The 18,884-nt window shown below is 69.0% G+C and carries 19 protein-coding genes and 3 pseudogenes; 5 read left to right on the top strand and 17 right to left on the bottom strand.

Going from position 1 to position 18,884, the window contains the following annotated elements; translation table 11 throughout:
* Positions 1–204 precede the first annotated feature (204 nt).
* The 9 genes and pseudogenes from ACLF5H_RS24365 to ACLF5H_RS24325 all read right to left on the bottom strand — a co-directional run bounded on the left by ACLF5H_RS24365 (position 205) and on the right by ACLF5H_RS24325 (position 7,735).
* The gene (locus ACLF5H_RS24365) at positions 205–828 is read right to left on the bottom strand and encodes a hypothetical protein (RefSeq protein WP_421678154.1); all 624 of its coding nucleotides are present in this window, start codon (positions 826–828) and stop codon (positions 205–207) included.
* A 33-nt stretch (positions 829–861) separates the two neighbouring features.
* Positions 862–1,404: an RNA polymerase sigma factor gene (locus tag ACLF5H_RS24360; RefSeq protein ID WP_421678153.1), complete on the bottom strand. Its 543-nt coding sequence runs from the start codon at positions 1,402–1,404 to the stop codon at positions 862–864.
* 368 nt (positions 1,405–1,772) lie between these two features.
* Positions 1,773–2,342 carry a GNAT family N-acetyltransferase gene (locus ACLF5H_RS24355; RefSeq protein ID WP_421678152.1) on the bottom strand — a complete coding sequence of 190 codons (570 nt, stop codon included), beginning with the start codon at positions 2,340–2,342 and terminating at the stop codon, positions 1,773–1,775.
* A 348-nt stretch (positions 2,343–2,690) separates the two neighbouring features.
* Positions 2,691–3,062, bottom strand: coding sequence for a hypothetical protein (locus ACLF5H_RS24350; RefSeq protein ID WP_421678151.1), 372 nt, complete (start codon positions 3,060–3,062; stop codon positions 2,691–2,693).
* Between the two features lie 199 nt (positions 3,063–3,261).
* Positions 3,262–3,777, bottom strand: a complete 516-nt coding sequence (locus ACLF5H_RS24345; protein WP_421678150.1) for a hypothetical protein — start codon at positions 3,775–3,777, stop codon at positions 3,262–3,264.
* A gap of 209 nt (positions 3,778–3,986) precedes the next feature.
* Positions 3,987–4,994 (bottom strand): hypothetical protein, encoded by a 1,008-nt coding sequence (locus ACLF5H_RS24340; protein WP_421678149.1) that lies wholly within the window; start codon positions 4,992–4,994, stop codon positions 3,987–3,989.
* Between the two features lie 648 nt (positions 4,995–5,642).
* Positions 5,643–6,373 (bottom strand): annotated as a pseudogene (locus ACLF5H_RS24335) (transposase); the annotation flags it as partial.
* Positions 6,374–6,498: 125 nt separating this feature from the next.
* Positions 6,499–7,191 (bottom strand): class I SAM-dependent methyltransferase, encoded by a 693-nt coding sequence (locus ACLF5H_RS24330; RefSeq protein ID WP_421678148.1) that lies wholly within the window; start codon positions 7,189–7,191, stop codon positions 6,499–6,501.
* A gap of 118 nt (positions 7,192–7,309) precedes the next feature.
* Positions 7,310–7,735: a glycine-rich domain-containing protein gene (locus ACLF5H_RS24325; protein WP_421678147.1), complete on the bottom strand. Its 426-nt coding sequence runs from the start codon at positions 7,733–7,735 to the stop codon at positions 7,310–7,312.
* Positions 7,736–8,064: 329 nt separating this feature from the next.
* Between ACLF5H_RS24325 and ACLF5H_RS24320 the strand changes: the two genes are divergently transcribed.
* A protein-coding gene (locus tag ACLF5H_RS24320; protein ID WP_421678146.1) for an IS5 family transposase occupies positions 8,065–8,945 on the top strand; the annotation gives its coding sequence in 2 pieces (ribosomal slippage) (positions 8,065–8,425 and positions 8,425–8,945; 882 coding nt in all).
* 51 nt (positions 8,946–8,996) lie between these two features.
* Positions 8,997–10,211 carry a helix-turn-helix domain-containing protein gene (locus tag ACLF5H_RS24315; RefSeq protein ID WP_421678165.1) on the top strand — a complete coding sequence of 405 codons (1,215 nt, stop codon included), beginning with the start codon at positions 8,997–8,999 and terminating at the stop codon, positions 10,209–10,211.
* Positions 10,212–10,478: 267 nt separating this feature from the next.
* Here ACLF5H_RS24315 and ACLF5H_RS24310 read toward each other — a convergent pair whose 3' ends face one another.
* The 4 genes from ACLF5H_RS24310 to ACLF5H_RS24295 all read right to left on the bottom strand — a co-directional run bounded on the left by ACLF5H_RS24310 (position 10,479) and on the right by ACLF5H_RS24295 (position 12,943).
* A complete protein-coding gene (locus ACLF5H_RS24310; protein ID WP_421678145.1) occupies positions 10,479–11,159 on the bottom strand; it encodes an HD domain-containing protein in 681 nt (226 codons plus the stop codon).
* A 480-nt stretch (positions 11,160–11,639) separates the two neighbouring features.
* Positions 11,640–11,984: a hypothetical protein gene (locus tag ACLF5H_RS24305; protein ID WP_421678144.1), complete on the bottom strand. Its 345-nt coding sequence runs from the start codon at positions 11,982–11,984 to the stop codon at positions 11,640–11,642.
* 137 nt (positions 11,985–12,121) lie between these two features.
* Complete coding sequence (locus tag ACLF5H_RS24300) at positions 12,122–12,346, bottom strand: hypothetical protein (RefSeq protein WP_421678143.1); 225 nt, start codon at positions 12,344–12,346, stop codon at positions 12,122–12,124.
* A 105-nt stretch (positions 12,347–12,451) separates the two neighbouring features.
* Complete coding sequence (locus ACLF5H_RS24295) at positions 12,452–12,943, bottom strand: hypothetical protein (protein WP_421678142.1); 492 nt, start codon at positions 12,941–12,943, stop codon at positions 12,452–12,454.
* A 32-nt stretch (positions 12,944–12,975) separates the two neighbouring features.
* On the opposite strand from ACLF5H_RS24295, the pseudogene ACLF5H_RS24290 reads away from it, so the two are divergent.
* Positions 12,976–13,257 (top strand): annotated as a pseudogene (locus tag ACLF5H_RS24290) (transposase); the annotation flags it as partial.
* On the opposite strand, the pseudogene ACLF5H_RS24285 reads toward ACLF5H_RS24290, so the two are convergent.
* Together ACLF5H_RS24285 and ACLF5H_RS24280 are read right to left on the bottom strand one after the other, a co-directional pair.
* Positions 13,236–13,999, bottom strand: a pseudogene (locus tag ACLF5H_RS24285) (transposase family protein). The pseudogenes ACLF5H_RS24290 and ACLF5H_RS24285 sit on opposite strands and share 22 nt — an antisense overlap.
* A gap of 318 nt (positions 14,000–14,317) precedes the next feature.
* Complete coding sequence (locus tag ACLF5H_RS24280) at positions 14,318–14,653, bottom strand: ArsR/SmtB family transcription factor (protein ID WP_421678141.1); 336 nt, start codon at positions 14,651–14,653, stop codon at positions 14,318–14,320.
* Positions 14,654–14,823: 170 nt separating this feature from the next.
* Here ACLF5H_RS24280 and ACLF5H_RS24275 point away from each other — a divergent pair, with 170 nt between their 5' ends.
* Positions 14,824–15,963, top strand: a complete 1,140-nt coding sequence (locus tag ACLF5H_RS24275) for an FAD-dependent monooxygenase (RefSeq protein WP_421678140.1) — start codon at positions 14,824–14,826, stop codon at positions 15,961–15,963.
* A gap of 442 nt (positions 15,964–16,405) precedes the next feature.
* On the opposite strand, the gene ACLF5H_RS24270 is transcribed toward ACLF5H_RS24275, so the two are convergent.
* Both ACLF5H_RS24270 and ACLF5H_RS24265 read right to left on the bottom strand, forming a co-directional pair.
* Positions 16,406–16,738, bottom strand: coding sequence for a helix-turn-helix domain-containing protein (locus ACLF5H_RS24270; RefSeq protein WP_421678139.1), 333 nt, complete (start codon positions 16,736–16,738; stop codon positions 16,406–16,408).
* Positions 16,739–16,828: 90 nt separating this feature from the next.
* Complete coding sequence (locus ACLF5H_RS24265; RefSeq protein ID WP_421678138.1) at positions 16,829–17,491, bottom strand: HAD-IA family hydrolase; 663 nt, start codon at positions 17,489–17,491, stop codon at positions 16,829–16,831.
* A 551-nt stretch (positions 17,492–18,042) separates the two neighbouring features.
* On the opposite strand from ACLF5H_RS24265, the gene ACLF5H_RS24260 reads away from it, so the two are divergent.
* The gene (locus ACLF5H_RS24260; protein WP_421678137.1) at positions 18,043–18,414 is read left to right on the top strand and encodes a hypothetical protein; all 372 of its coding nucleotides are present in this window, start codon (positions 18,043–18,045) and stop codon (positions 18,412–18,414) included.
* The last annotated feature ends 470 nt before the right edge of the window (positions 18,415–18,884 follow it).

Raw genomic sequence — 18,884 nt, 5'->3', positions numbered from 1 at the left:
GCCACCCCCACGACCTGGGACTGTTGCTCCTGGCGGGCCGTACCACCGGCCGTTGCCCAGGCCCGGGGGCGCCGCCTCGCACTGGAGGCCACCGAGGACGCCGACGGGCCCGTGTCCGTGATACAGGCGGAGAGGCAGGACGCTCGGGTCACGCCGCCGGCACGAGCGCTTCACAGCGGTGTACCAGTGTGTCGGTCGGTTCGGTCAGCTCTGCGTGGGGACATGGTCGTCGGCGTCCCTGAACAAGCGCAGCACCGTGCGTTCGATGCCCTGGAGGGAACCGCTCGTTCGCAGCCACTCCTCGACGACGTGCCGCGGGAACCGGATGCTCAGTCGCAGCATCGATGTGCCGATGTACGCGGTCTGCTCCCCCAGTTGCCTGAACAGCGCGCGGACCTGGTCGTGGGTCAGGTTGCGGGCCTGCAGGCCGACGTGCAGGCGCCGCAGGGCGGTGAGCGCGGTCTGCGCCCTGGTTTGAACGTCGGCCGGAACGTCGGAGCCGGTGCGCACCTTTTCCACCGTCAGCCTGATGTCGCAAAGTTGGGTGAGGACCTCCTGGAGGCGGGCGGCCGGGAGCGGGATGGCGGGTTCGGCCGTGCTGCCGTGGGTCGTGGAGCGGGTGGGAGCGGCGAGTTCGAGGGGTTTGAGGCCGTGGAAGAGCTCGCGGCGCAAGGGTGCCAGGGCGGTGGCGCCGGTGTCGATGTCGAGGGCGTCGGCGACCGTGCTCATCAGGCGAGTGCGGTGGTGGGCAAGCAATTGGTCCAGATGCTGTTCGGGGTCGTTGCCCCCGCCGCCGTCGCTGAGCGAGCGGTCGGTGCGGCTGTTCATGTGCATCCCCCTTGTGGGGTCGAGGACGGTGGGTCAGAGGCCGAGGGCAGTGATCAGCCGTCTGCGGGCGCGGCTGATGTTCTGCCGTACGGCGGCGGGGCTCATGGCCAGGGCTTCGGCGATCTCCGTGTAGGTGAATCCGTCGATGTCCCAGGCCATGACGGTGCGCATGGTGGGCGGCAGTCGGCGCAGGGCATCGAGGACGGTCTGCTGGAACTCGCAGACGACAACGGCGGCCAAGGGGCATGTGCCGCCGGGGCGGTCCGGGACCGGGTCCGTGGGGGCGGCGCGGGTGGTGGTCTGGCGCCAGTAGCAGCGTTGGGCGGTGACCCGTAACCAGGCTCGCGGGTGGTCCAGGGTGCGCCAGAGGTCAGGCAGGAGTTTGGCCACGGCCTCGTGGGCGGCGTCGGCCGCTTCGTAGGCGGTGGCGCCCTGGTGCATCAGGAACACCGTGACCGCGCTCATCTCCTGCGTGTAGAAGGCGTTGAAGTCATCGCGGCGGAAAGGAAGAGCGGGCGCGGGCGGTGTTTCCTCGGCCGTGGCGTGGACGGGCGGGGGCGGCTGCTCGACGGTCATGTGATCCCTCACCTCGCGGAGCGGCCCATAGGTGAGCCGCCGATCAGGAGGTCGACGTCATGATGCGCGGTCCTCTCGATGAGCCGGCTGCCCGGGGGCAGCGACCGGGCGCGTTCCGACAGCCCGCGCTGGTCGAGTTCCGCGCGCCGGACCTGTGCGCGGAACTCGATCCAGCGGTGGCACAGACGCAGGACACACCCGCTCGCGGCAAGTCCCGCCGCAGCCGTTGTCGTCATGGGATCCATACCCAGTCCCTGTGGCCAGGGCGGCGTCCGTCACGCCGCTCTCTCCCTCCTTAAGCACGCGGCGGCCCTCGTTGTGACATCGAGGAACCTCGCCAAGCCGAGAGCCGTGCTCCTGGCTGGCAGTCAGGCCGCTGCTACCCCCGCCTGCCATTCGCGGGCGAGGAGCGCGTAGACGTACTCGCTGCCCCAGCGTTCGCCGTCGAGGTCGTTGTCGATGAGGTGGGCCTCCCGGCGCATGCCCAGGCGTTCACACACGCGCACCGAGCCGGTGTTGAGCACGTCCAGGCGGGCGAACAGCCGGTGCACGGCCAGTTCCCCGAAGGCCAGCGCGGCCACCGCCCGGGCCGCCTCGGCCGCGTAGCCCCGGCCGCCGTGGGCGGGGTGGAAGATCCAGCCGATCTCGGCCTGGCGGGCCCGTGCGCTCGCCAGTTTCAGGACGACCTCGCCGACGAGGACGTCGTCCTCGGCCCGACAGACGGCGACTACCAGATCGTCGCCGTCCTCGGCCCACGCCGTGCCGACCGCCCGCAGGGCCAGGCTCTGCTCGCACTGCTCGCGGGTGAGCGGCGGCCGGTAGAGGTAGCGGGCCACTTCCGGGAGGCTCTGATAGGCATAGAGAGCGTCGAGGTCGTCCGCCGTGAACGGGCGCAGGACCAGTCGCTCGGTGGCGAGTGGCAGTTGAGTCGTCGTCATGTCGGTGGTCTCCTCCCCCAGTGGCCGCCGTCAGCGTAACCGGCCGGGCAGACGTGACGGCGGCGACCGGCACACGCCCCCACCACCGTGCGCGGACCGGATCGGCTGGCGTCGGCGGCTCGATCCGGTCTGGCATCAGGGGCTGAGGAACATCCGTGTCAGATCGTGTGCGCTAGGAGTTCGCCGGGCTGGTGGGTGCTTGGCCTGGGGTGATTGAGCGTCGGAGCCTTCGCGGGTCGTTGTTGTCGGTCTACGGAGAGCTGCTGTGGCGGTCGAGTTCCTGACGGATGAGCGGGCAGCCCGGTGATGTGGATCTACCCGGGCACGCGTCGGCGCCTGGCCTGACGGTCAGACAGCACGCAGTCGAGGAGAGTCCGGTTCCTCTGGCTCGGCCTCCGCAACGACCGTGAGGGGAACGGAGGTCTCGACGTCGGTAGTACCCTCCCCCCGACGACGTAGCTTCGACTTGAGGCTGACCAGCCCGCTCTTGACGTGCGGCGCGGCCTTCATCGCGGCGGCCCCCAGTGCGACGCCCGTGCCAAGGATCGCCAGGGCCGTCTTGGTCCCGTCGAACAGCACGGCGTGCGTGACGAGCGTGTTGTCGTCATCCCGTGCCAGCGGGCTCTCTCCACCCGAAGTACTCGACTCCGAGAAGTGTGTGTCAGAGGGACGCCTCGTCAGCATCAGTTCCCAGATCCAGTCACCCCGGTTGAACTCCATGACGCAACTGTAGAGGCGTCCAGGTACGCCGTGGACCGGAATGCGACGTTCTCCGCCGTGGTCAGCGGACAGGGACGCGAAGACATTGACACCCTTTCAGTCACATTCTTCGCGCCCCCAAAAGGTGGCCCACCGACCGCCATAGCGCCATAGCGCCAGGTGATCTGTGTCTGCTGGGTACCGTTGTCGCCTCCGGCTCCTACTCCACCACGAGGTCGTAGACAGCCCGTTGAGGGTCGGTTTCGACGATGATCCCGTCCGTGCACAGGTCGTGAAGGATCTGTTGGACTCGGTTCTCCGCCGCCCGTTGGTCTTCCCACGTGTGACCGTGGTCGCCCAGAGCCCTGATGGCACGCTGCGGATCCCAGGTGCCGCCGAGGCCGCGAATCGCCTGGGTGAGGACATGCCGGTCGGGATGATCTTTCTTGTGGTGGTTGGCAATGCTGGCAGGGGCGCCACTGTAGTTGCAGTCGGCGCACCTCTCCCACGAGCAGTCCGGATCGGTGACTGCGGCGTGGCGGACGGAATGGTGCGAGCCGAAGCCGTGGGCGTGGAGCAGTTGAGCGACGGACCCGTCGTACTTGAGGGCCATGAGCGCCGCTTCGGCGATCTTGTCGTGGCCAGCAGCGAAGAACTTGCCCAGGCCGACGTCCTTCCCGCAGCCGCACCAGCACTTGCCGGTCGGGATGAGGCGAGGCTTCTCATTGCTCGGCATGAATCCAAGGATGCCGCTCAAGGATTGTGTCGGCGCGCGCAGGTGCACAGCCGCAAGCCGACTTCATGCACAGCACGGTCAGCGGCGCGCGTCGCCGGGCGCAAGCAGGCTGGTCAACTCCGAGATCGCCGGGGGACGGCTTGAAGCAGCGGCGGACGTTCTACGGCTTCATGTGCCGGGATTTCGCCATAAGCGTCAGCAGGGAGGCGTCAGGCGGTCGAGGCCGCCGTACCCCCGGTGTCCCCTGGAGGGGTGCGGGACGGCCGCAGTCGGTCGTAAAGCACCGCGAAGGCCGTGCACGTGAAGGGAAAGGTCACGGCCGCGGCGACCACGACGCCGACAATGACCGGGGCGAGGATGCCGGCGTAGTACGCGGCGAAGAAATTGCCCGTGGCCCCTTCCAGAAAGGATCGCGCCAAGGGGCGCAGTGGCAGGGCGAGTTGGGTCATTAGCCGGATCACCGCGGCGCAGAACACGGCCGACGGCAGCGCGAGGGCGAGGACACGGGCGGATCCGGCGCGAGTCCGTGTCAGGGACCAGGAACGGCGCAGAGCCGCACGAGGAGCGAGGCCGGTGACTGCGGCGGCCGGGGCGAGAGCGAGGGCGAGGCGCAGCAGTACGGCGATGAAAATGGCTGCCATGGGAGAGGCCGCGACGAGGTGGTAGGGCAGCGATCCCCGCTTGAGAGGCTCGGGGGTGTCGAGCTGGTCGCCGGTGAGGCTGGTCGCCGTGTAGGTGACGAGCAGCGGGAGGGGCCACACGACGAGGCCGCGCAGCGTGTACACGGCGAGCAGCGAGCGAAGCCGGGTGGGGGCCGTGGTGTGTGAACGGTCCTCGTGTGGTGGCCGCGTCTGCGTCGCGGCCACCCGGGAGCACACGGACTGCAGGGCCGCGCTGCCTATGCCGAGGAGAAGCAGGAAGAGCGGGAGTGTGCCGAGGGCGACCCAGGCCAGGGCTGTGTGGTCGTGCAGGTAGGGGTCCTCCAGGTGGTGGTACCAGATACGCTGGTTACGCATCCGGGTGAACAGGGGCCAGGAGAGCGCGAATATCAGGACCGTCAGCAGCAGCCCGGCCAGCGCGGACAGACCGACAACACGTACCGTCGCGGCCGCCACCATGCGCCGGTGACGTCGCAGGACGGCGAACACAGTGGCGGTGACACCGCGGTGCGGGCCCTCACCGGTCAGGGACAGCGGACGATCGTGCTGCGAGAGCATGAGACAGGCCTTCTGTTGCGGTACCAGACAATCCGTTTCCAGTGAGGACGCCAGACACAACGGACACGGTTCTCCGGCACGACTGCCCGCACGCGCCGCGAGCCTCGGCGGCGCTGCGGGCGTCACCAGGAGGTAGGTGCGCGGCGGCCGCCCGAAAAAGCCGGCCACCAGCAGCGCATGGACAATCTGCCGACACCGTCTGAAACTCCACGACCACCCTCACGGCATCGCCCCAGCACCCGCCAACAATCAAATTTCAGGGCGCGCGCCGGCGCCCCCTGACGGCGCGGGACCACCCCCCAAAAAACCCAAACCACCTCCCCCTCTCCTGGTATGGCAGCAGATCAAGCACCGTAATCCGGCCAGAGCTTCGCCACGTCGCCCGGCCCCTGGGTGCTCCCCGCGCAGAGGCGAAGACGGCTTCAAGTCCCAGGGCCCGCGAATTCTCCGACGTGCTCATGCGGCTCCTCCAGCGAGGCTCTGGCCCGACATCCGCCGGGCGCATGGCAGCGAAGACGACGTCGCGCGCTGCGGCCGAAAACCCTAGCCAGCTGCGTACTCGCAGACGCTGCACTGGGGCGCTCGGCTGCCCTTCATTGCAGCGACAGGCCTCGAACGTGGCGCGCGGCCATCAGCGCACTGACTACGAGGCAGGCCGATGGATTTGAGGGTCCCCGAGCGTTTGATGGCTTTGCCGACGTCGTAGCGGGGGCCCGGCGTTTGTTCTTGGCGCCGGGCGGGCGTCCGGGGCAGGTGCCGCGAGGTTTGGGACGACGGGTCGGGCAGGTGAGGTGAGCGCGGATGTTCCTGAACCCCCGGCGGACTCGGGCTGGGGTGAGTCGCTCCGGGGCGGTGGGCCTCCCCCAGGGCTGGCGGAGATCCGCGGCGAGGGGGCGAGCGAACCGGAGCCGGGTGTGAGCGACGATCAGGCGCCAGGTCCAGCGGTCCGCAGCTCGGAAGTACGGAACTTCGGAGTGGTCCAGCCGAGGGTCTGCTTCGCGAAGCGGAAGGTGCGCTCCAAGTCGAAGCGGCGGAGGAACGTCTGCCAGAAGCGGTCCACATCTTCCCGGGTCGCGCCGGGCTTGGAGGACCACAGCCACCGGCGGTGCATTGCGGCCCTTCGGCAGGCGCTCGCCCTTGAGCCGTATCAACGTCGTTTCAACCAGGTGGAGTTCGCCGTCATGGCCAAGCCATGAGGAGTAGTGGGGGAGCGGGGAGCGGACCCGGTTCCACGCCTGGGGCTCGGCCTTGCCGTAGTTGGCGGTGTCGGTGATCGCAGGCTCGGGTTAGGTCTCCGGTTTGGTCAAGCGGAACGCCGGTTCGTGCTTGGCCCGCCGTTCGTTCCCGGCTGTCGGGGCGGCTTCGGCAGGTGCATGACACAGACGGCCGCCGCCCTCGCCCAGCCGTCGGCCAAACAGTGAGGGGCGGGCGTGCTCGATCTGCCGGTGGCAGGTCGACTTCCCGGCAGAACCGGCACTCTCCTGCTGAAGAGCAGGGTGCCGTTCTAGGACGGGCGGGAAGCGCTCATCAGCAGTGTGTCGGCGGTGCGTGGCCCGCTGGTGGTGGCGGGCAGCGTGTCGGCGGTGATGTCGGTGAACCCGGCCTCATCGAGCAGCTTGGTCCATACGTGTTCCTGGAGGACCCAGCGACGCATGGTGGTGGCGTCGCCGTCCGGGGTTCTTGCCGGGATGTCGGCGGCCACGGCATCGGGTTGGGCGGGCGCCCCGTTCAGGTAGTGGGCGAGGGTCGCGAACACCAGCCGCCCGCCTGGCTTGAGAGAGGCTGCCGCCGCGGGCAGCAACTCGCGTGGGTCAGTGAAGTCCAGGGCACCGAAGACGCTGTACAGCGCGTCGTACACGCCGGGCATCGCCCGCAGGTGGAGCACTGCGTCGCACCGCACGAGATTCAGGCGCGGGGCGAGGTGGGCGTACAGGTCGGTTGCCATGGCGTGCTGGGCGGGCGAGGCGTCGACAGCGTCGACCCGGATCGGCTGGTGATGGGCCGTCAGGTGGGCCGCGTGCCGGGCCGCGCCGGCGCCGAGGTCTCCTACACGGCGGCCGGTCAGGTCACCGAGGAGCTCCGGGCCGGGCCCGTCGTTCTGCTCCCAGTTCCAGGTGAAGGTTCCGGGGACCGTGCGGTCGCTGGTGGCACGGGCGCGGCCGTAGTGGTGCCAGAGGTCTGCGGTGCTGGTGGTCACCCGGCCCATCGTGGCCGCCGCGATCTCATCGTGGGCCGGTTCGCCGAAATCTCACCCCGGCGTGCCGATGGACCCCGGCCGTGCTGCCCGTGTCCGTGGAGTGCGCAGTGTGGGGCAGTCAGTGCGAGTCGTTGCCGGGGTGGCACGGGCCGCAGTCGGCGGCGTCCGTCCACAGCGGCAGGTCGACCTCCCAACCGTCGGCCGCGATGATGTCGGCTGTCTTCAGCACGGAGCCGTCGTTCTTCATGTCGACCTTGGGCACGTGGTGCAGGAACTGTCCGCCGTTGAACTTCTCGCACAGCTCGGCGTACGCCACGGTGTCCAGGATGACCATGTGGACGCCGATGTCGACGAGCTTGCTGGGTGCCAGGCCCAGCCCCTCGCCCCGATGGTTCATCGCGGTCAGCAGGTACGCATATGCCTGTCCGAGGACCCTGGCGGCCATGACCGAGTCGTAGGGGTAGTCCCGCATGAGGAGGCCGACCTGCTTGTCCCACAAGTCGGCCGGCACCACGTCCCGTACACGGCGGACGGGACCGGTCATCGGGTCGGTGGTCCAAGGTGATCGGGTAGCGCTGGTTGCCATGGAGTGCCTCCGAACAACGGTGCCCCGTAGTTCGGGGCGGCGCACCCAGCACACCGCGCCGACGAGCCTCGCGGCCATCAACTCACCATCTGTGCAAGGCGTTTGCATGTCATGCAAACGGGCTCGACATGCCCGGTCGGCGCCCGTAGCGTGGAGAGCCCCCCGTCTGTGCGGTGTGGGAGGGACGCGTGCCCGTTGACCCGCTGTGGAGCAGCAGGACAGTACTGCGGTTAGGCCCTGTCCGGCGGATCATGTGACTTTCTGACTGGCTGCTCGTTGGATCGAGCATGGGTCGGGGGGATCTGACGAATCGCGAGTGGTCGCTGCTCGAGCCGCATCTGCCGTCCGCGGGCGGTCGGGGAGGCCGGTGGAGCGACCATCGCGCAGTGATCAACGGGATCCTGTTCCGGGTTCGGACCGGCGTCCCGTGGCGTGACCTGCCGGAACGCTATGGGTCCTGGAAGACGGTCTATGAACGGCATCGCCGCTGGTCGGCGGACGGCACCTGGGACCGGATCCTGCAAGCGGTCCAGGCCGACGCCGACCTTGCGGGGCGGATCGACTGGTCGATGGTCGGAGTGGACTCGACGTCCTGCCGGGCTCACCAGCACGCGGCCGGCGCCCGCAAGGCCAGGCCGCGGGTTCCGAAAAAAGGACGACGCCCCAGCACCACCGCCCCGATGAGGGACTCGGACGGTCCCGGGGCGGTCTGACCTGCAAGATCCACCTCGCCGGCGAGGGTGGATGCCGTCCCATGGCCCTGCTGCTCACGCCGGGTCAATGGGGCGATGCCCCGCAGATGATCGAGGTCCTGGACCGGATCCGAGTCACCCGGCCGCTGGGCGGACGGCCCCGGACCCGGCCCGGTCACGTCAGCGGCGACAAGGCTTACAGTTCCCAGCGCAACCGCCGCTACCTGCGAAGACGCAGGATCAAACACACGATTCCTGAGCCGAGGGACCAGCGGGCCAACCGTCGGCGCAGAGGCAGCACGGGCGGCAGATCCGTCGGGTTCGACCGCGAGCGCTACCGGCGTCGCAACGAGGTCGAGCGGACCATCAACCGGCTCAAGCACTTCCGCGCTGTCGCCACCCGTTACGAGAAACGGGCCTACGTCTTCCACGGCACGGTCACCGCAGCAGCGATCCGCTTATGGCTCCGCCCATGATCCGCCGGACAGCTCCTAGCCGCGCAGCGACGCCCCGGCGCGCTTGTCCGGATCGGGCGCCAGCACCGCGCCTGGACGCTGGCCGCACTCGCAGACCGTATCGGCTGCTCGCCCGCGACCGTCTCCCGTCTGGAACGTCGAACCCGGATCGCCGACCTGGCCCTGCTGCACCGTGCCGCCCAGGAAGTCGGCGTGCCCCGACACATCCTCATGACATCCCTCGCGCCACGCTCCACTACGGCAACGGCGGCCACTAGAGTGACGGCCAGTCAGCGTGACGCCGAGGAGGATCCCATGCGCCGCCGTACGCTGCTCACCGCCACGGCGGCAGCAGGCCCCGCCGCCCTGCTGATGGGCCTGGACGACGCCCTGGCCGACACCCCCGCCCCGCCCGGCGCCGGGCCTATGGACGACCGTCTGACCGGGGCCCGCACCTTGTACGATCAAGGCGCGCACGCACGACTCCTGGCCGTACTGCCCGGCCTGCTCGCCGACGCACACCACGCAGCCGGCTCCCGCCGCGGCCTCGACCGGGCGCGGCTTTCCGCCGTCTACAGCCTCGCCTCCGCCGTCCTTATCAAGCTCGGCTCCTACGACCGCGCCCGGCTCACCGCAGACCGCGCCCGTACCTGGGCCGAGATCTCCGGCTCTCCGCTCGCAGCGGCGGCAGCAGCACGGGAACTGGCTATCGTGCTGCGCCACCAGGACCAGAACAGCGCCGCTCAGCGCCTGATGTCCTCGGCGGCCGACGGCCTCGAAGCGACTGGGCTACGCAGTGACGCCACGACAGCCGCCTACGCACAGATGCTCTGCACCCTGGCCTATACCGCCGCCCGGGCCGGACAGCGCACCGAAGCCCTGGCCATGGCCGAGGAGGCCCGCCGCTCCGCCCGCCACCTACCCCAGACCACTCCGCCCGGTCGGCTGTTCGCCATCAACCCGGCCGCCGTCGACCTGTATACGGTAGGTGTGCACTGGGCACTCGGCGACGCCGGCGCCGCACTCGACGCCGGGAGGAACCTGCGGCCCGACCAATTCCCGACCGCCGAACGCAAAGCCCGCCTGGGCACCGACATGGCCCGCGCCTGGTGGGCCTGGCAGCGGCCCGAACAGACCGCCCACGCTTTGCTGGACGCCCACCGGGCCAGCCCGGGCGAGGTCCGCGACCGGCCCGCGATCCGCCGCATCGTCACCGAACTCGCCGAACGGCACCCTCGCACCAGCGGCGTACGCGAACTGCACACCGCAGTAACACAGTTCACCTGACGGAAGCCGCGCTGCAAGCGTGGGGCTGGTGCGCCCGGAGCCCGGAAGCCGGTACGCGTATTTCCGGGCCGCACGCCTTCTTCGGCCGGCTCCCAGGCAGCGTAGTGCGAAACCGTCCGCCATCGACGACAGAGAATCCGACCGTGTCATGCTTGCCCGACCTGCAGCAACTGCCACGTTCCTGCGGGCGTGGGGAGCAGCACCCCTGATGCCGCTCCGATCCCACGCCCCCCGCCCCCGACTGCGCGGCCAGGACCTCGGCAGCCGCTAGGGCCGCCTCCGTCTTCCCCTCCCCCATCGGCGCCTCGAGCACCACCAGCCCCGGCCCGTCCATCTCCCGCGCCAGTTCGACAGCCGCCTCCTGCACCGGCCGGACCTTCGCCCCCGGCGGAAGACCGAACCGCGACGCGAGCAGCCCCTGCGCATCCTCCGCGGCTCCTCGGGCCGCCACGGGCCCGGCAGATCCAGCCCACGCCAGGCAGCAGCAAACCGCTCCGCACTCGAGCGCGGCACATCCTCGGGAAAGTAAGGAAAAAGTTCAGGGTTGCTGGCGATCCAGTCGGAGACGATGACCACTGAGGAGAGCAGAACCTGAACCGGCTGCGGCAGCTTCACCGACCGCCAGGGCGCCAGCGGTTCCGCCACGCCGAACTCGCGCGCGCACGCATCGAGCAGTTCCTCCAGTACCTCCTCCCACAACACCCCGCTCGGCCCGTGCGTGCGCAGCAGGTGAGGGTGGCGGTCGAGTGCCTGAATCTGACCGTGCTCGGGGGGCACCCCAGGATGGCCGCCCACCACCACCGTGCATTGACCCGTCTGCCGGGCCGGCCACCCTTGCCGCTTCTCGAGCCACTCCCCCAGCAGGACCTGCCCGGCCAGCCCGGCCAGCCCGGCCAACCCGTGCGGCGCCGACCGGCGATCCGCACCGAGCCCCTGCCGCGACCGCATGTCCAAGACCCTGGCGCTCAGCCGCTGCACCGACAACGGCAGCCACCCATCCGAAAGACGATCATGCTTGGCCCACACGCTCGACGCCGGTCCACCCAGCCAGGTCGGAAGGCGCCGGTAGATCGAGAGGGACCGCTGAAAATGCTCTCTGAGCACACAGCGTCTGGAGCGCGATGGTGAAGCCGCAGCGCTCGGGATCGATGTCTGGCCGGGCCTCCGCCGTCTTGATCATCGCCCGGCGCAGGAGCGCAACATCTGTGCGTGCAGGATCGTGTGATGTAGAGCGAAGTGGGCGCTCTCGTGTACCCAGCGGAGGCGTACGAGGCGCTCGGCCGGGAAGCGGCGCTCGTTGACACCGCCACCTGGACGCGAACCCGTTGGGCGAGCCCCGGATTTTTCCGGAATCAGATCTGGACGTTTCGGGAACGTCGCGTGTGGTTGTACAGCTCGACGAGCTGTACAACCACACGCGGGAGCTACTCAGCCATGGCGGACTTCTCGTGTCGTGTCCGACCGAATGTCTTGGTAGAGAACTCTCCAGCCGGATCCGAGCTCTCGCGCCAGGTCGCTTGCGAGTGACTCTCCTGTCGCAACGAATTCTTCCTCGGCTTGACGCGTCAGAAAACCGGACGAGATGGGGTCGTCGTGGTTGAGTGTTTGATCGAATTGTTCAGCCCAAGTGGTGAATCGTTGCGCCAACTGAGGTGACAGATTCAGGCGAGAGTCGCCGGGCGCAATGTCGCCGGCATCAGCACCGGTGAGCCAAAGCGGGTGGCACTCATAGTCCGCCATCACCTTGATGGTCTGCTGATTCCTGGTGTTCATACCACGCTCCTTGGGTTGGCGCCGACGATGAAACCGTTGCCACCCACACTCACGCCCACCCTCTGAGGCTTTCCCTTGTAGGTGAGTTCATAGATGCGGCGACCGTCCCTGAGCCCTGGTGTCAGACTACCTTGCCCTCAGTAAGGGCCTTCATGATGAAGGCCGGAAGATCGTATTCGGCGCCGGGCGGTTGCGATCACGTCTTCTCGACTGAACTTGACGCCCTTGGCTGCGAGTTCGTCCGGCATTGACGCATCGGCTGTTACTCCCACGAACTTCTTTAAGGGGGTCGCTTCGGCGATCTCCTCAACGTCCTTGAGCACCTTGAGGCCCTTGAGTTCTCCCGCTCCGGAGATCACCATCGCCAGGGCTTCGCCGCCCTTCTTCGCGCTGAGGTCCTTGTAGCACTCGGCGGCAAGGTCGGTGCCGGTGACGGCCCAAACAAAGGCGACGAGGCGGGGGCGAAGTCAGGGGCCTCGATAGCGCCGCCCTTGTTGACACAGCGGACCAGGTTCCAGTCGACGCCGACAGCATTGTTGTGGGGGATGCAGCTTGGCCTGCGCTGCGCTCTCGTTCACCTGAGCAGCCGAGTTCTGTGCGTAGTTGGGGGACCATGCGGCCTGCGCGGCGGATTCGGTGGCGGCCACGGCGTCGCAGTCCGCGGCATCGGCCGCATTGCGGGCCGTGGTCGCGGACTTGGTGGCCTTGTCGGCACTGGCCTGCGCCTGGTCGGCGGCCTTGTCGGCATCGTCCGCGTAGCCCTTCGCCTCATCGGCGGAGTGCTTCGCGTCGGCGGCAGCAGCTGTCGCCTTGTCAGCCGCCCCATTTGCCGCAAAAGCAGCCTTGGCCGCAAGGAAGCCGTTCTTCCGCGCCGTCGCGGCGGTGCTGTCGGCCTGGGCGACCAGGCCGGTGACCTGGGCGATGTGGGTGGCAGCGAGCTGGTCCTTGCGGTCGGCCATGTATTGCCCGACCGCGGTGAAGTCATGCGATTCCGACCGATCGAGGCAAGCTCGGGTCGAAGATCCACGTCACCTGTGACCGCAACGGGCTACCGATCTCGGTGGGCATCTCCGGCGCCGACCTCCACGACAGTCAGGCGCTGATCCCGCTGATGCGCGGCATCCCGCCGATCCGCTCCCGCTACGGACCCCGGCGCCGCCGTCCGGCCAAGCTGCACGCAGACAAGGGCTACGACTTCGACCACCTGCGAGGATGGCTGCGCCGCCGGCAGACAGTGAGCCTTTTCCAACCTCAGTTTGAGCATGCCAGGTGCAGGGTGAGGACGGCCTGGACGAGGCTGGTGATACGGCTGGTAGAGCATCGCAGTTTGCGCATGAGCCGCCAGGTTTTGAGGGTGGCCATGGCCTGTTCGACGAGTGCACGGAACTTCGCGTGTGAGCAGTTGACGGCCCGCTGATCAGGGGAGAGAGTCTCCCAGCGCCCCCAGTAGGGAACTCGCACGGTGCCGTCGGCGCCCCGGTAGCCCTTGTCGGCCCAGCATTCCACTCCGGCCCCCGCCAGGGCGCCGATGATGCCGTGGGTTCGCGCGGCCTTGATGTCGTGGACGGATCCCGGCAGCGCGGGCGAGGCCCACAGCAACCGTCCCGCCGGGTCGGCGATCACCTGCACGCTCATGCCGTGCTTCTTGTGTTTCCCGGAGTAGTAGGGTCGGTCGGCGGCGATCCGGTCGATCGGCAGCAGCGTGCCTCCCGGATCACGAACGCCTTGCCGGAGGCTGTCCTCACCGCCTCGGTGAGGGTTGGAGCCAGAGCGGCCAGGATGTCGACGGCCTCGGCGATGTATCGGTAGGCGGTGGTGGTGCCCACGCCGAATCCGGCGGCGAGCTGGGCGTAGGTAGGGCCGCATCGCAGATGAGCCGGCACGAACAGCGCCTGCCGTCCGGCGGCCAGCTGGCACCATCGTGTCCCTTGCGCAAGACGACGTGCGGTCAGCTCACGGGCGAGGAAGCGCAGCGCGGAGGTGGACAGATCGGCCCCGGCTGGGTAGACGAGCATGCGGAAGCTCCTGACAGGACGGCTTGGACTCGACACGCACCCGTCTACCAGGAGCTTCTCTACGCACGGACCCCCGCCCTCACCCCAACGGCCCCGCTCCGCAGGCAAGCTGAGGAAACCTCAGTGGGTGGTGGCGTGAGGGAGCGCGCGCGGAAGTGCTCGGCGCCGATCACGAGCGCGGGACGGTGGTCGAAGCGACACCGATCCCCTTCGTGCCCGCGTCGTGCCCGGCTACCTGCGAGCCGGGCACGAGCTGGATTCGGTCGAACTCGCGGCTCAGGGCCGGATCGGACGCCCCTCCGGTGTGCTCAGCTGTGCTCAGCGAGGAGCGGTATCGGCCGGGGGCCCTGCTTCCAGGAGCGCGAGGAGCCCGGGGAATCTCTTCTCGATGTCCGCGCGTCGTAGCCGGACGCCCTTGCGGTTGCCGTAGTCGATCTCGTCAATGAGACCTGCCTCGCGCAGGACCCGGAAGTGGTGGGTCTGGGTCTGCTTCGAGATCGGAAGGTTGAACGAGTTGCAGCCCCGCTCGCTGTCGCTGCGGTCGGTGGCCAACTCCGTCATCACCGAACGACGGTGCTCGTCGGCGAGGGCACGAAACACCGCACCCAGATCGAGCGCATCGGCCTCCGGGCCGTCCAGGTTCCTCCCGGCCACGCGGCACCTCCTTCAAGTACGACTTGCATCGTACCTGAAGGGCGCGCTTCCCTGAGGTACGAAATTGATCGTATCTGGGTCCGGTTGCACCGCCCCGTGCCGCCGCTCCCTCAGATCCGGCCCGGCACTCGCCGGGGACCTGGTCATCGACACTCCGAGAGGTCATCGTCATGAAGAAGCCCGAGGTGCTGATAGTCGGTGCTGGAATCGCAGGGCCCGCACTCGCGTACTGGCTCTCCCGGAATGGATACCGGCCGGCGGTCGTCGAACACGCCCGGCAGCTGCGCTCCGGTGGTAGCGCGATCGTCGTGAAGGGGCCCGCGATCCCGGTCGCCGAGCGCATGGGCATCCTCCCGCAGCTCCGCGGGCTCGCCACCCGCAATCGGTCGCTGACCCTGCTCGACCCCGGCGGCAGGCGAATCCTGCAACTCCCGCTCACCTCGGACAAGGCGCCGACGGTCGAGGTGACCCGAGCCGACCTGTCCGAGGTGCTCCACCGGTCGGCGCAGACCGAGACCGAGTTCGTGTTCGACGACACGGTCACCGCTCTCGACCAGGATGAAGGCGGGGTGGACGTCACCTTCCGGCGGTCCGCGCCACGGCGCTTCGACCTGGTCGTCGGTGCCGACGGGATGCACTCCACCGTACGGCGCCTGGTATTCGGGCCCGAGCGGCAGTTCGCGAGCGACCTGGGCCTGTATGGCGCGACCGTCCCGTTGGAACCCGACGCCATCGAGGACCCGACCGAGATGACGATGCTGACCGTGCCGAACCGGATGCTGGTCCTCCACCCCTCGCGAAGCACCCCGCTCGCGATCTTCACCTTCCGGGCCGCACAGCCGGCGTCCCACGACCGCAAGAACATCGCCCTTCACAAGCAGACCGTGGCCGACGCCTACGCCGACGTGCGGTGGCGGGCACCGGAACTCGTGGCAGCCTTCCTCGACCACCCCGCTCCGTTCTTCGACCCCTTGTCCACCGTTCGGGTGCCCTCGTGGTCCCGCGGACGGGTCGTACTGCTCGGGGACGCGGCGGCGACGGCCCTGCTGGGTGACGGGTCCAGCATGGCGATGGCGGGCGCGTACGCCCTCGCAGAAAAGCTCGCCGCCCACCTCAGTGATCACGCCCGCGCCTTCGCCGCCTATGAGTCGCGGCTCCGCCGTGAGGTAGGCCCGCGGCAGCGACGCGTCGGTCTGCTCTCCAGGCTCATGGTGCCCCGCACCCGGCCGGGCCTCGCGGTGCGCAACGCGGTGGGCCACGCGGTCGGTCGCACGAACCGGATCACCTCTCGCGAAGCCGCGATCCGGTAGACCGAGCCCGCACCGACCGGTCACCGGTCGGTGCGCAGCTCCGCGGCAGCTCTCAGCCGGGTCGGCGCCGCCGTGTCCGACGGGCCGGCTCGGAGTGGCAGGTCATCGCCGATGCGGCAGGTCGACTGCTGTGGGCCTCGCCCACCGTTCCCGGCGCTCGCCACGACATGGGGACTGCCGGCGACCACGCCCCCGCGACGCGGAGGTGAGGTGCTGGGCGGACAAGGCGTATCAAGGCGGCGACGGCATCATCCCGGTGCCCTTCCCCAGCCTGCGTCTCAAGCTGCGGCAACGTCGGCATAACAGCACCCACGCCAGGATCCGCTGCCTCGGCGAGCAAGCCATGGCCGCTCTGAAGGGCTGGTGCCTCCCCCGGAAACTCCGCTGTAGCGGCAACCGGGTCACCGCCATCGTGAAGGCCATCCCCGCCCTTCGTCACGCCTCAACCCGAGGTTGGAAAAAGCTCACTGCTCGGCTCGACCTCGGCGGGAATGCAGATGGCGGCGTCGTGGATGGCCGCGGAAACCAGGCGCGATGCGGCCCGCTCGTCGCGGTCCATGGACCGGCGCGGCGCCTGCTGCCCGAGGAGCACGGCGATGTCCGTACCGAGCGCGTCGGCGATCGACAGCAGCGACGGCAGGGAAGCCGTCCCGCCGCGTTCGAGCTTGCGGACGACGCCGACGGAAACGCCGGCGGCCTCCGCTAATTGCTCCCGCGTCATGGCACCGCGCAGCGCCTTCAGGCGCTCAAAGGTGGTGTACTCCGACCACTGCATGCTCTAGAACCTCCGCGTGATGGGCCCCAAACGGACAGTACTCACAGAAACCGGGCGGCGGACAGCCTTTGGCCAGGCGGCAGTTGACGCTCAGACCGTGAGCACAGCCGTGACGCCGAGAAGAGCCTCCAGCTCCGCCACGGCCCTGTCCTCGTCGGTGACATGAATGGTCGTGATGCCCAGCTCGGCCGCCGGCGGCAGGTTCACCTCGTGATCGTCCACGAACACACACCGCTCGGCAGGCAACCCGATCCGCTCCAGCGCCAGTCGGTAAATCGCCGGGTCTGGCTTCGCCAGTCCCTCCAGCTCGGACACGACGTGCACGTCGAAGAGGTCCCAGATCCCCACGTGCTCGTACGGGTTGAACGGATCGAGCCCGAAGCTGTTGGACAGCAGCGCGAGCCGGTGACCGGCGGCCCGCGCGGCCCGGGCGAGCGCGATCATCCGACGCGCCGGAGGCACCTCGGCCCAGGCCCGCCCCATCAGGTCCATGGGGTCCACGTGCTCCCCCAGCAGCACCGCTGTCCCCTCGTTCCACTCGGCCTGCCCGATCGCCCCGATCTCCAGCGCCGCGTACAGCCGCCGACCTTCGGGGTGATCGTTGAGCGTTGCCCGCCACGCCCCTGGCTCCAGCCCCTCCGACATGCACCACTCACGATGAGTAGGGATGGGGCTGGCCGTGAGCACTCCCGCGAAGTCGAGAATCAGACTTTTCCGGTCATCCTTGTCGGCAGCGCCATTGCTGGGCAGCATCTGGTGGCGTCCCTTCCCTGACGAGCCCTAGAAGCGACGCTATCGCGCGTCCAGAACAGTGAGGTACGAGATCTCGGGCGATCCGAGGTCCGGGCCGGCGTCGCATGAGCCTGGCGTATCGCCCTCCGCCCACTGTCCAATACCGCTCCGCGGTACCGCTCGCAACTCGGCCCGGGGTTGTCAGCGGTGGACGGTAAGTCTGTTGTTCGGACGGACATCTTCTCGGGTGAAAGGCGAACTGCTATGTCAGGAGAGCGTTACGTCGACCACCGCCCCCTCCGTGCGGTCAGGCCCCAGGGGGCTGCACAGATGCCGACGAGCTCGGCGGCGCTTCCCAGCGAGTTCCGCCGGCTTCCCTGGCGACAGCACCCGGTTCCGGTGTCGAGCGGTGCATCTCGTCGGTCTGCTGCATTGGCAGCACCAGGGTCACCGGGTAGGAGGAACCAGCCCCTGGCCACCGGGCCGGGACCGACGCTTGGGTGTGACGATCACCAGGAGATGACAACACCACGGCTCCGGTCGATGACCCTGCCCGGCAGGAGGATCCAAGAATGAACCCGACTGTGAAACACCTTTTTGGCGTCGGCGCGGCGATCACCATAGGCGCGCTGGCCCCGCTCGTGTCCGCAACTCCTCCCGCCGTCGCAGCCGCGGGCGCGCATTGCGTCCGTGCCGAGCAGGACGTGTGGAGCAGCGGGCCGAGCCGCACCGTGACCGCTCGGGGGTGCAGCATCCCGTCCAAGGAGCATCGGTGGTACACCGTGGAGATCGACACCCTCGTCGAGCGCCACTACAAGGGTGACAGCGTGGACGCTGGAGTCGACCGGTCCACGACCGTGCACGGCAGGACCATCAGGTGCCTCGGCTACACCTCGGACGGCGGCACCGGCGCGGTCGACTGGTTCGGCTGCCCGCCCGTCTGACGCTCCCGCCGCAACCGCTGTCCGGCCCCCGCCCCACGGAAGGTGATCGATCCGCACGGCCGCGTCCCCAGAGGGCGCTGTCCGGCGGTGACGCGGAGCCGGGTGGCGGAACGGCCGGCCGGCCGGCCATCAGCCGTACCGCCTCCGCGCGGTCCCAGCGTGGAGGCCCGTCCCTGGGAATCGTGGAGAAGGTTGTGCGTCACGTACGGCAGTTCGAGCGCTCGCGGCAGCGGGTCCGGCCTGCTCCCGGGTGCCGTGGGCTTCCGCACGGCGCGGGTTGCCGATCGCTTCGAGGAGGGGCTGGGGGTGCGTCGGGCGCGGCGCGGCGCCGGAAGACCGCCCCGCCCCGACATTGCGGAACATCGGGGACCATCGCAGGGAGCGGCCTACGCCTGACCATGCTTTGTGAGCTGCCTCGGCACCAAGCGGGCCCGCGACCAGCTCGAAGGTACGTTCCTTGCCTGAGGTCG

Origin of the sequence: Streptomyces sp. LaBMicrA B280, from assembly GCF_049222185.1 — a bacterium.
GTDB classification, from domain to species: domain Bacteria; phylum Actinomycetota; class Actinomycetes; order Streptomycetales; family Streptomycetaceae; genus Streptomyces; species Streptomyces murinus.
The sequence above is the reverse complement of the archived record's forward strand: the minus strand, read 5'-3'. Positions and strand labels throughout refer to the sequence as shown.

Bases quoted from the DNA above. Each gene is read 5' to 3' on its own strand.
- ACLF5H_RS24265 (WP_421678138.1), bottom strand. From the start codon at position 17,491: ATGCTGCCCAGCAATGGCGCTGCCGACAAGGATGACCGGAAAAGTCTG.
- ACLF5H_RS24260 (WP_421678137.1), top strand. From the start codon at position 18,043: ATGAACCCGACTGTGAAACACCTTTTTGGCGTCGGCGCGGCGATCACC.
- ACLF5H_RS24310 (WP_421678145.1), bottom strand. From the start codon at position 11,159: ATGCGGTCGCGGCAGGGGCTCGGTGCGGATCGCCGGTCGGCGCCGCAC.
- ACLF5H_RS24275 (WP_421678140.1), top strand. From the start codon at position 14,824: ATGAAGAAGCCCGAGGTGCTGATAGTCGGTGCTGGAATCGCAGGGCCC.
- ACLF5H_RS24355 (WP_421678152.1), bottom strand. From the start codon at position 2,342: ATGACGACGACTCAACTGCCACTCGCCACCGAGCGACTGGTCCTGCGC.
- ACLF5H_RS24340 (WP_421678149.1), bottom strand. From the start codon at position 4,994: ATGCTCTCGCAGCACGATCGTCCGCTGTCCCTGACCGGTGAGGGCCCG.
- ACLF5H_RS24305 (WP_421678144.1), bottom strand. From the start codon at position 11,984: ATGAACACCAGGAATCAGCAGACCATCAAGGTGATGGCGGACTATGAG.
- ACLF5H_RS24350 (WP_421678151.1), bottom strand. From the start codon at position 3,062: ATGGAGTTCAACCGGGGTGACTGGATCTGGGAACTGATGCTGACGAGG.
- ACLF5H_RS24360 (WP_421678153.1), bottom strand. From the start codon at position 1,404: ATGACCGTCGAGCAGCCGCCCCCGCCCGTCCACGCCACGGCCGAGGAA.
- ACLF5H_RS24325 (WP_421678147.1), bottom strand. From the start codon at position 7,735: ATGACCGGTCCCGTCCGCCGTGTACGGGACGTGGTGCCGGCCGACTTG.
- ACLF5H_RS24365 (WP_421678154.1), bottom strand. From the start codon at position 828: ATGAACAGCCGCACCGACCGCTCGCTCAGCGACGGCGGCGGGGGCAAC.
- ACLF5H_RS24295 (WP_421678142.1), bottom strand. From the start codon at position 12,943: ATGGCCGACCGCAAGGACCAGCTCGCTGCCACCCACATCGCCCAGGTC.
- ACLF5H_RS24270 (WP_421678139.1), bottom strand. From the start codon at position 16,738: ATGCAGTGGTCGGAGTACACCACCTTTGAGCGCCTGAAGGCGCTGCGC.
- ACLF5H_RS24345 (WP_421678150.1), bottom strand. From the start codon at position 3,777: ATGCCGAGCAATGAGAAGCCTCGCCTCATCCCGACCGGCAAGTGCTGG.
- ACLF5H_RS24300 (WP_421678143.1), bottom strand. From the start codon at position 12,346: ATGGTGATCTCCGGAGCGGGAGAACTCAAGGGCCTCAAGGTGCTCAAG.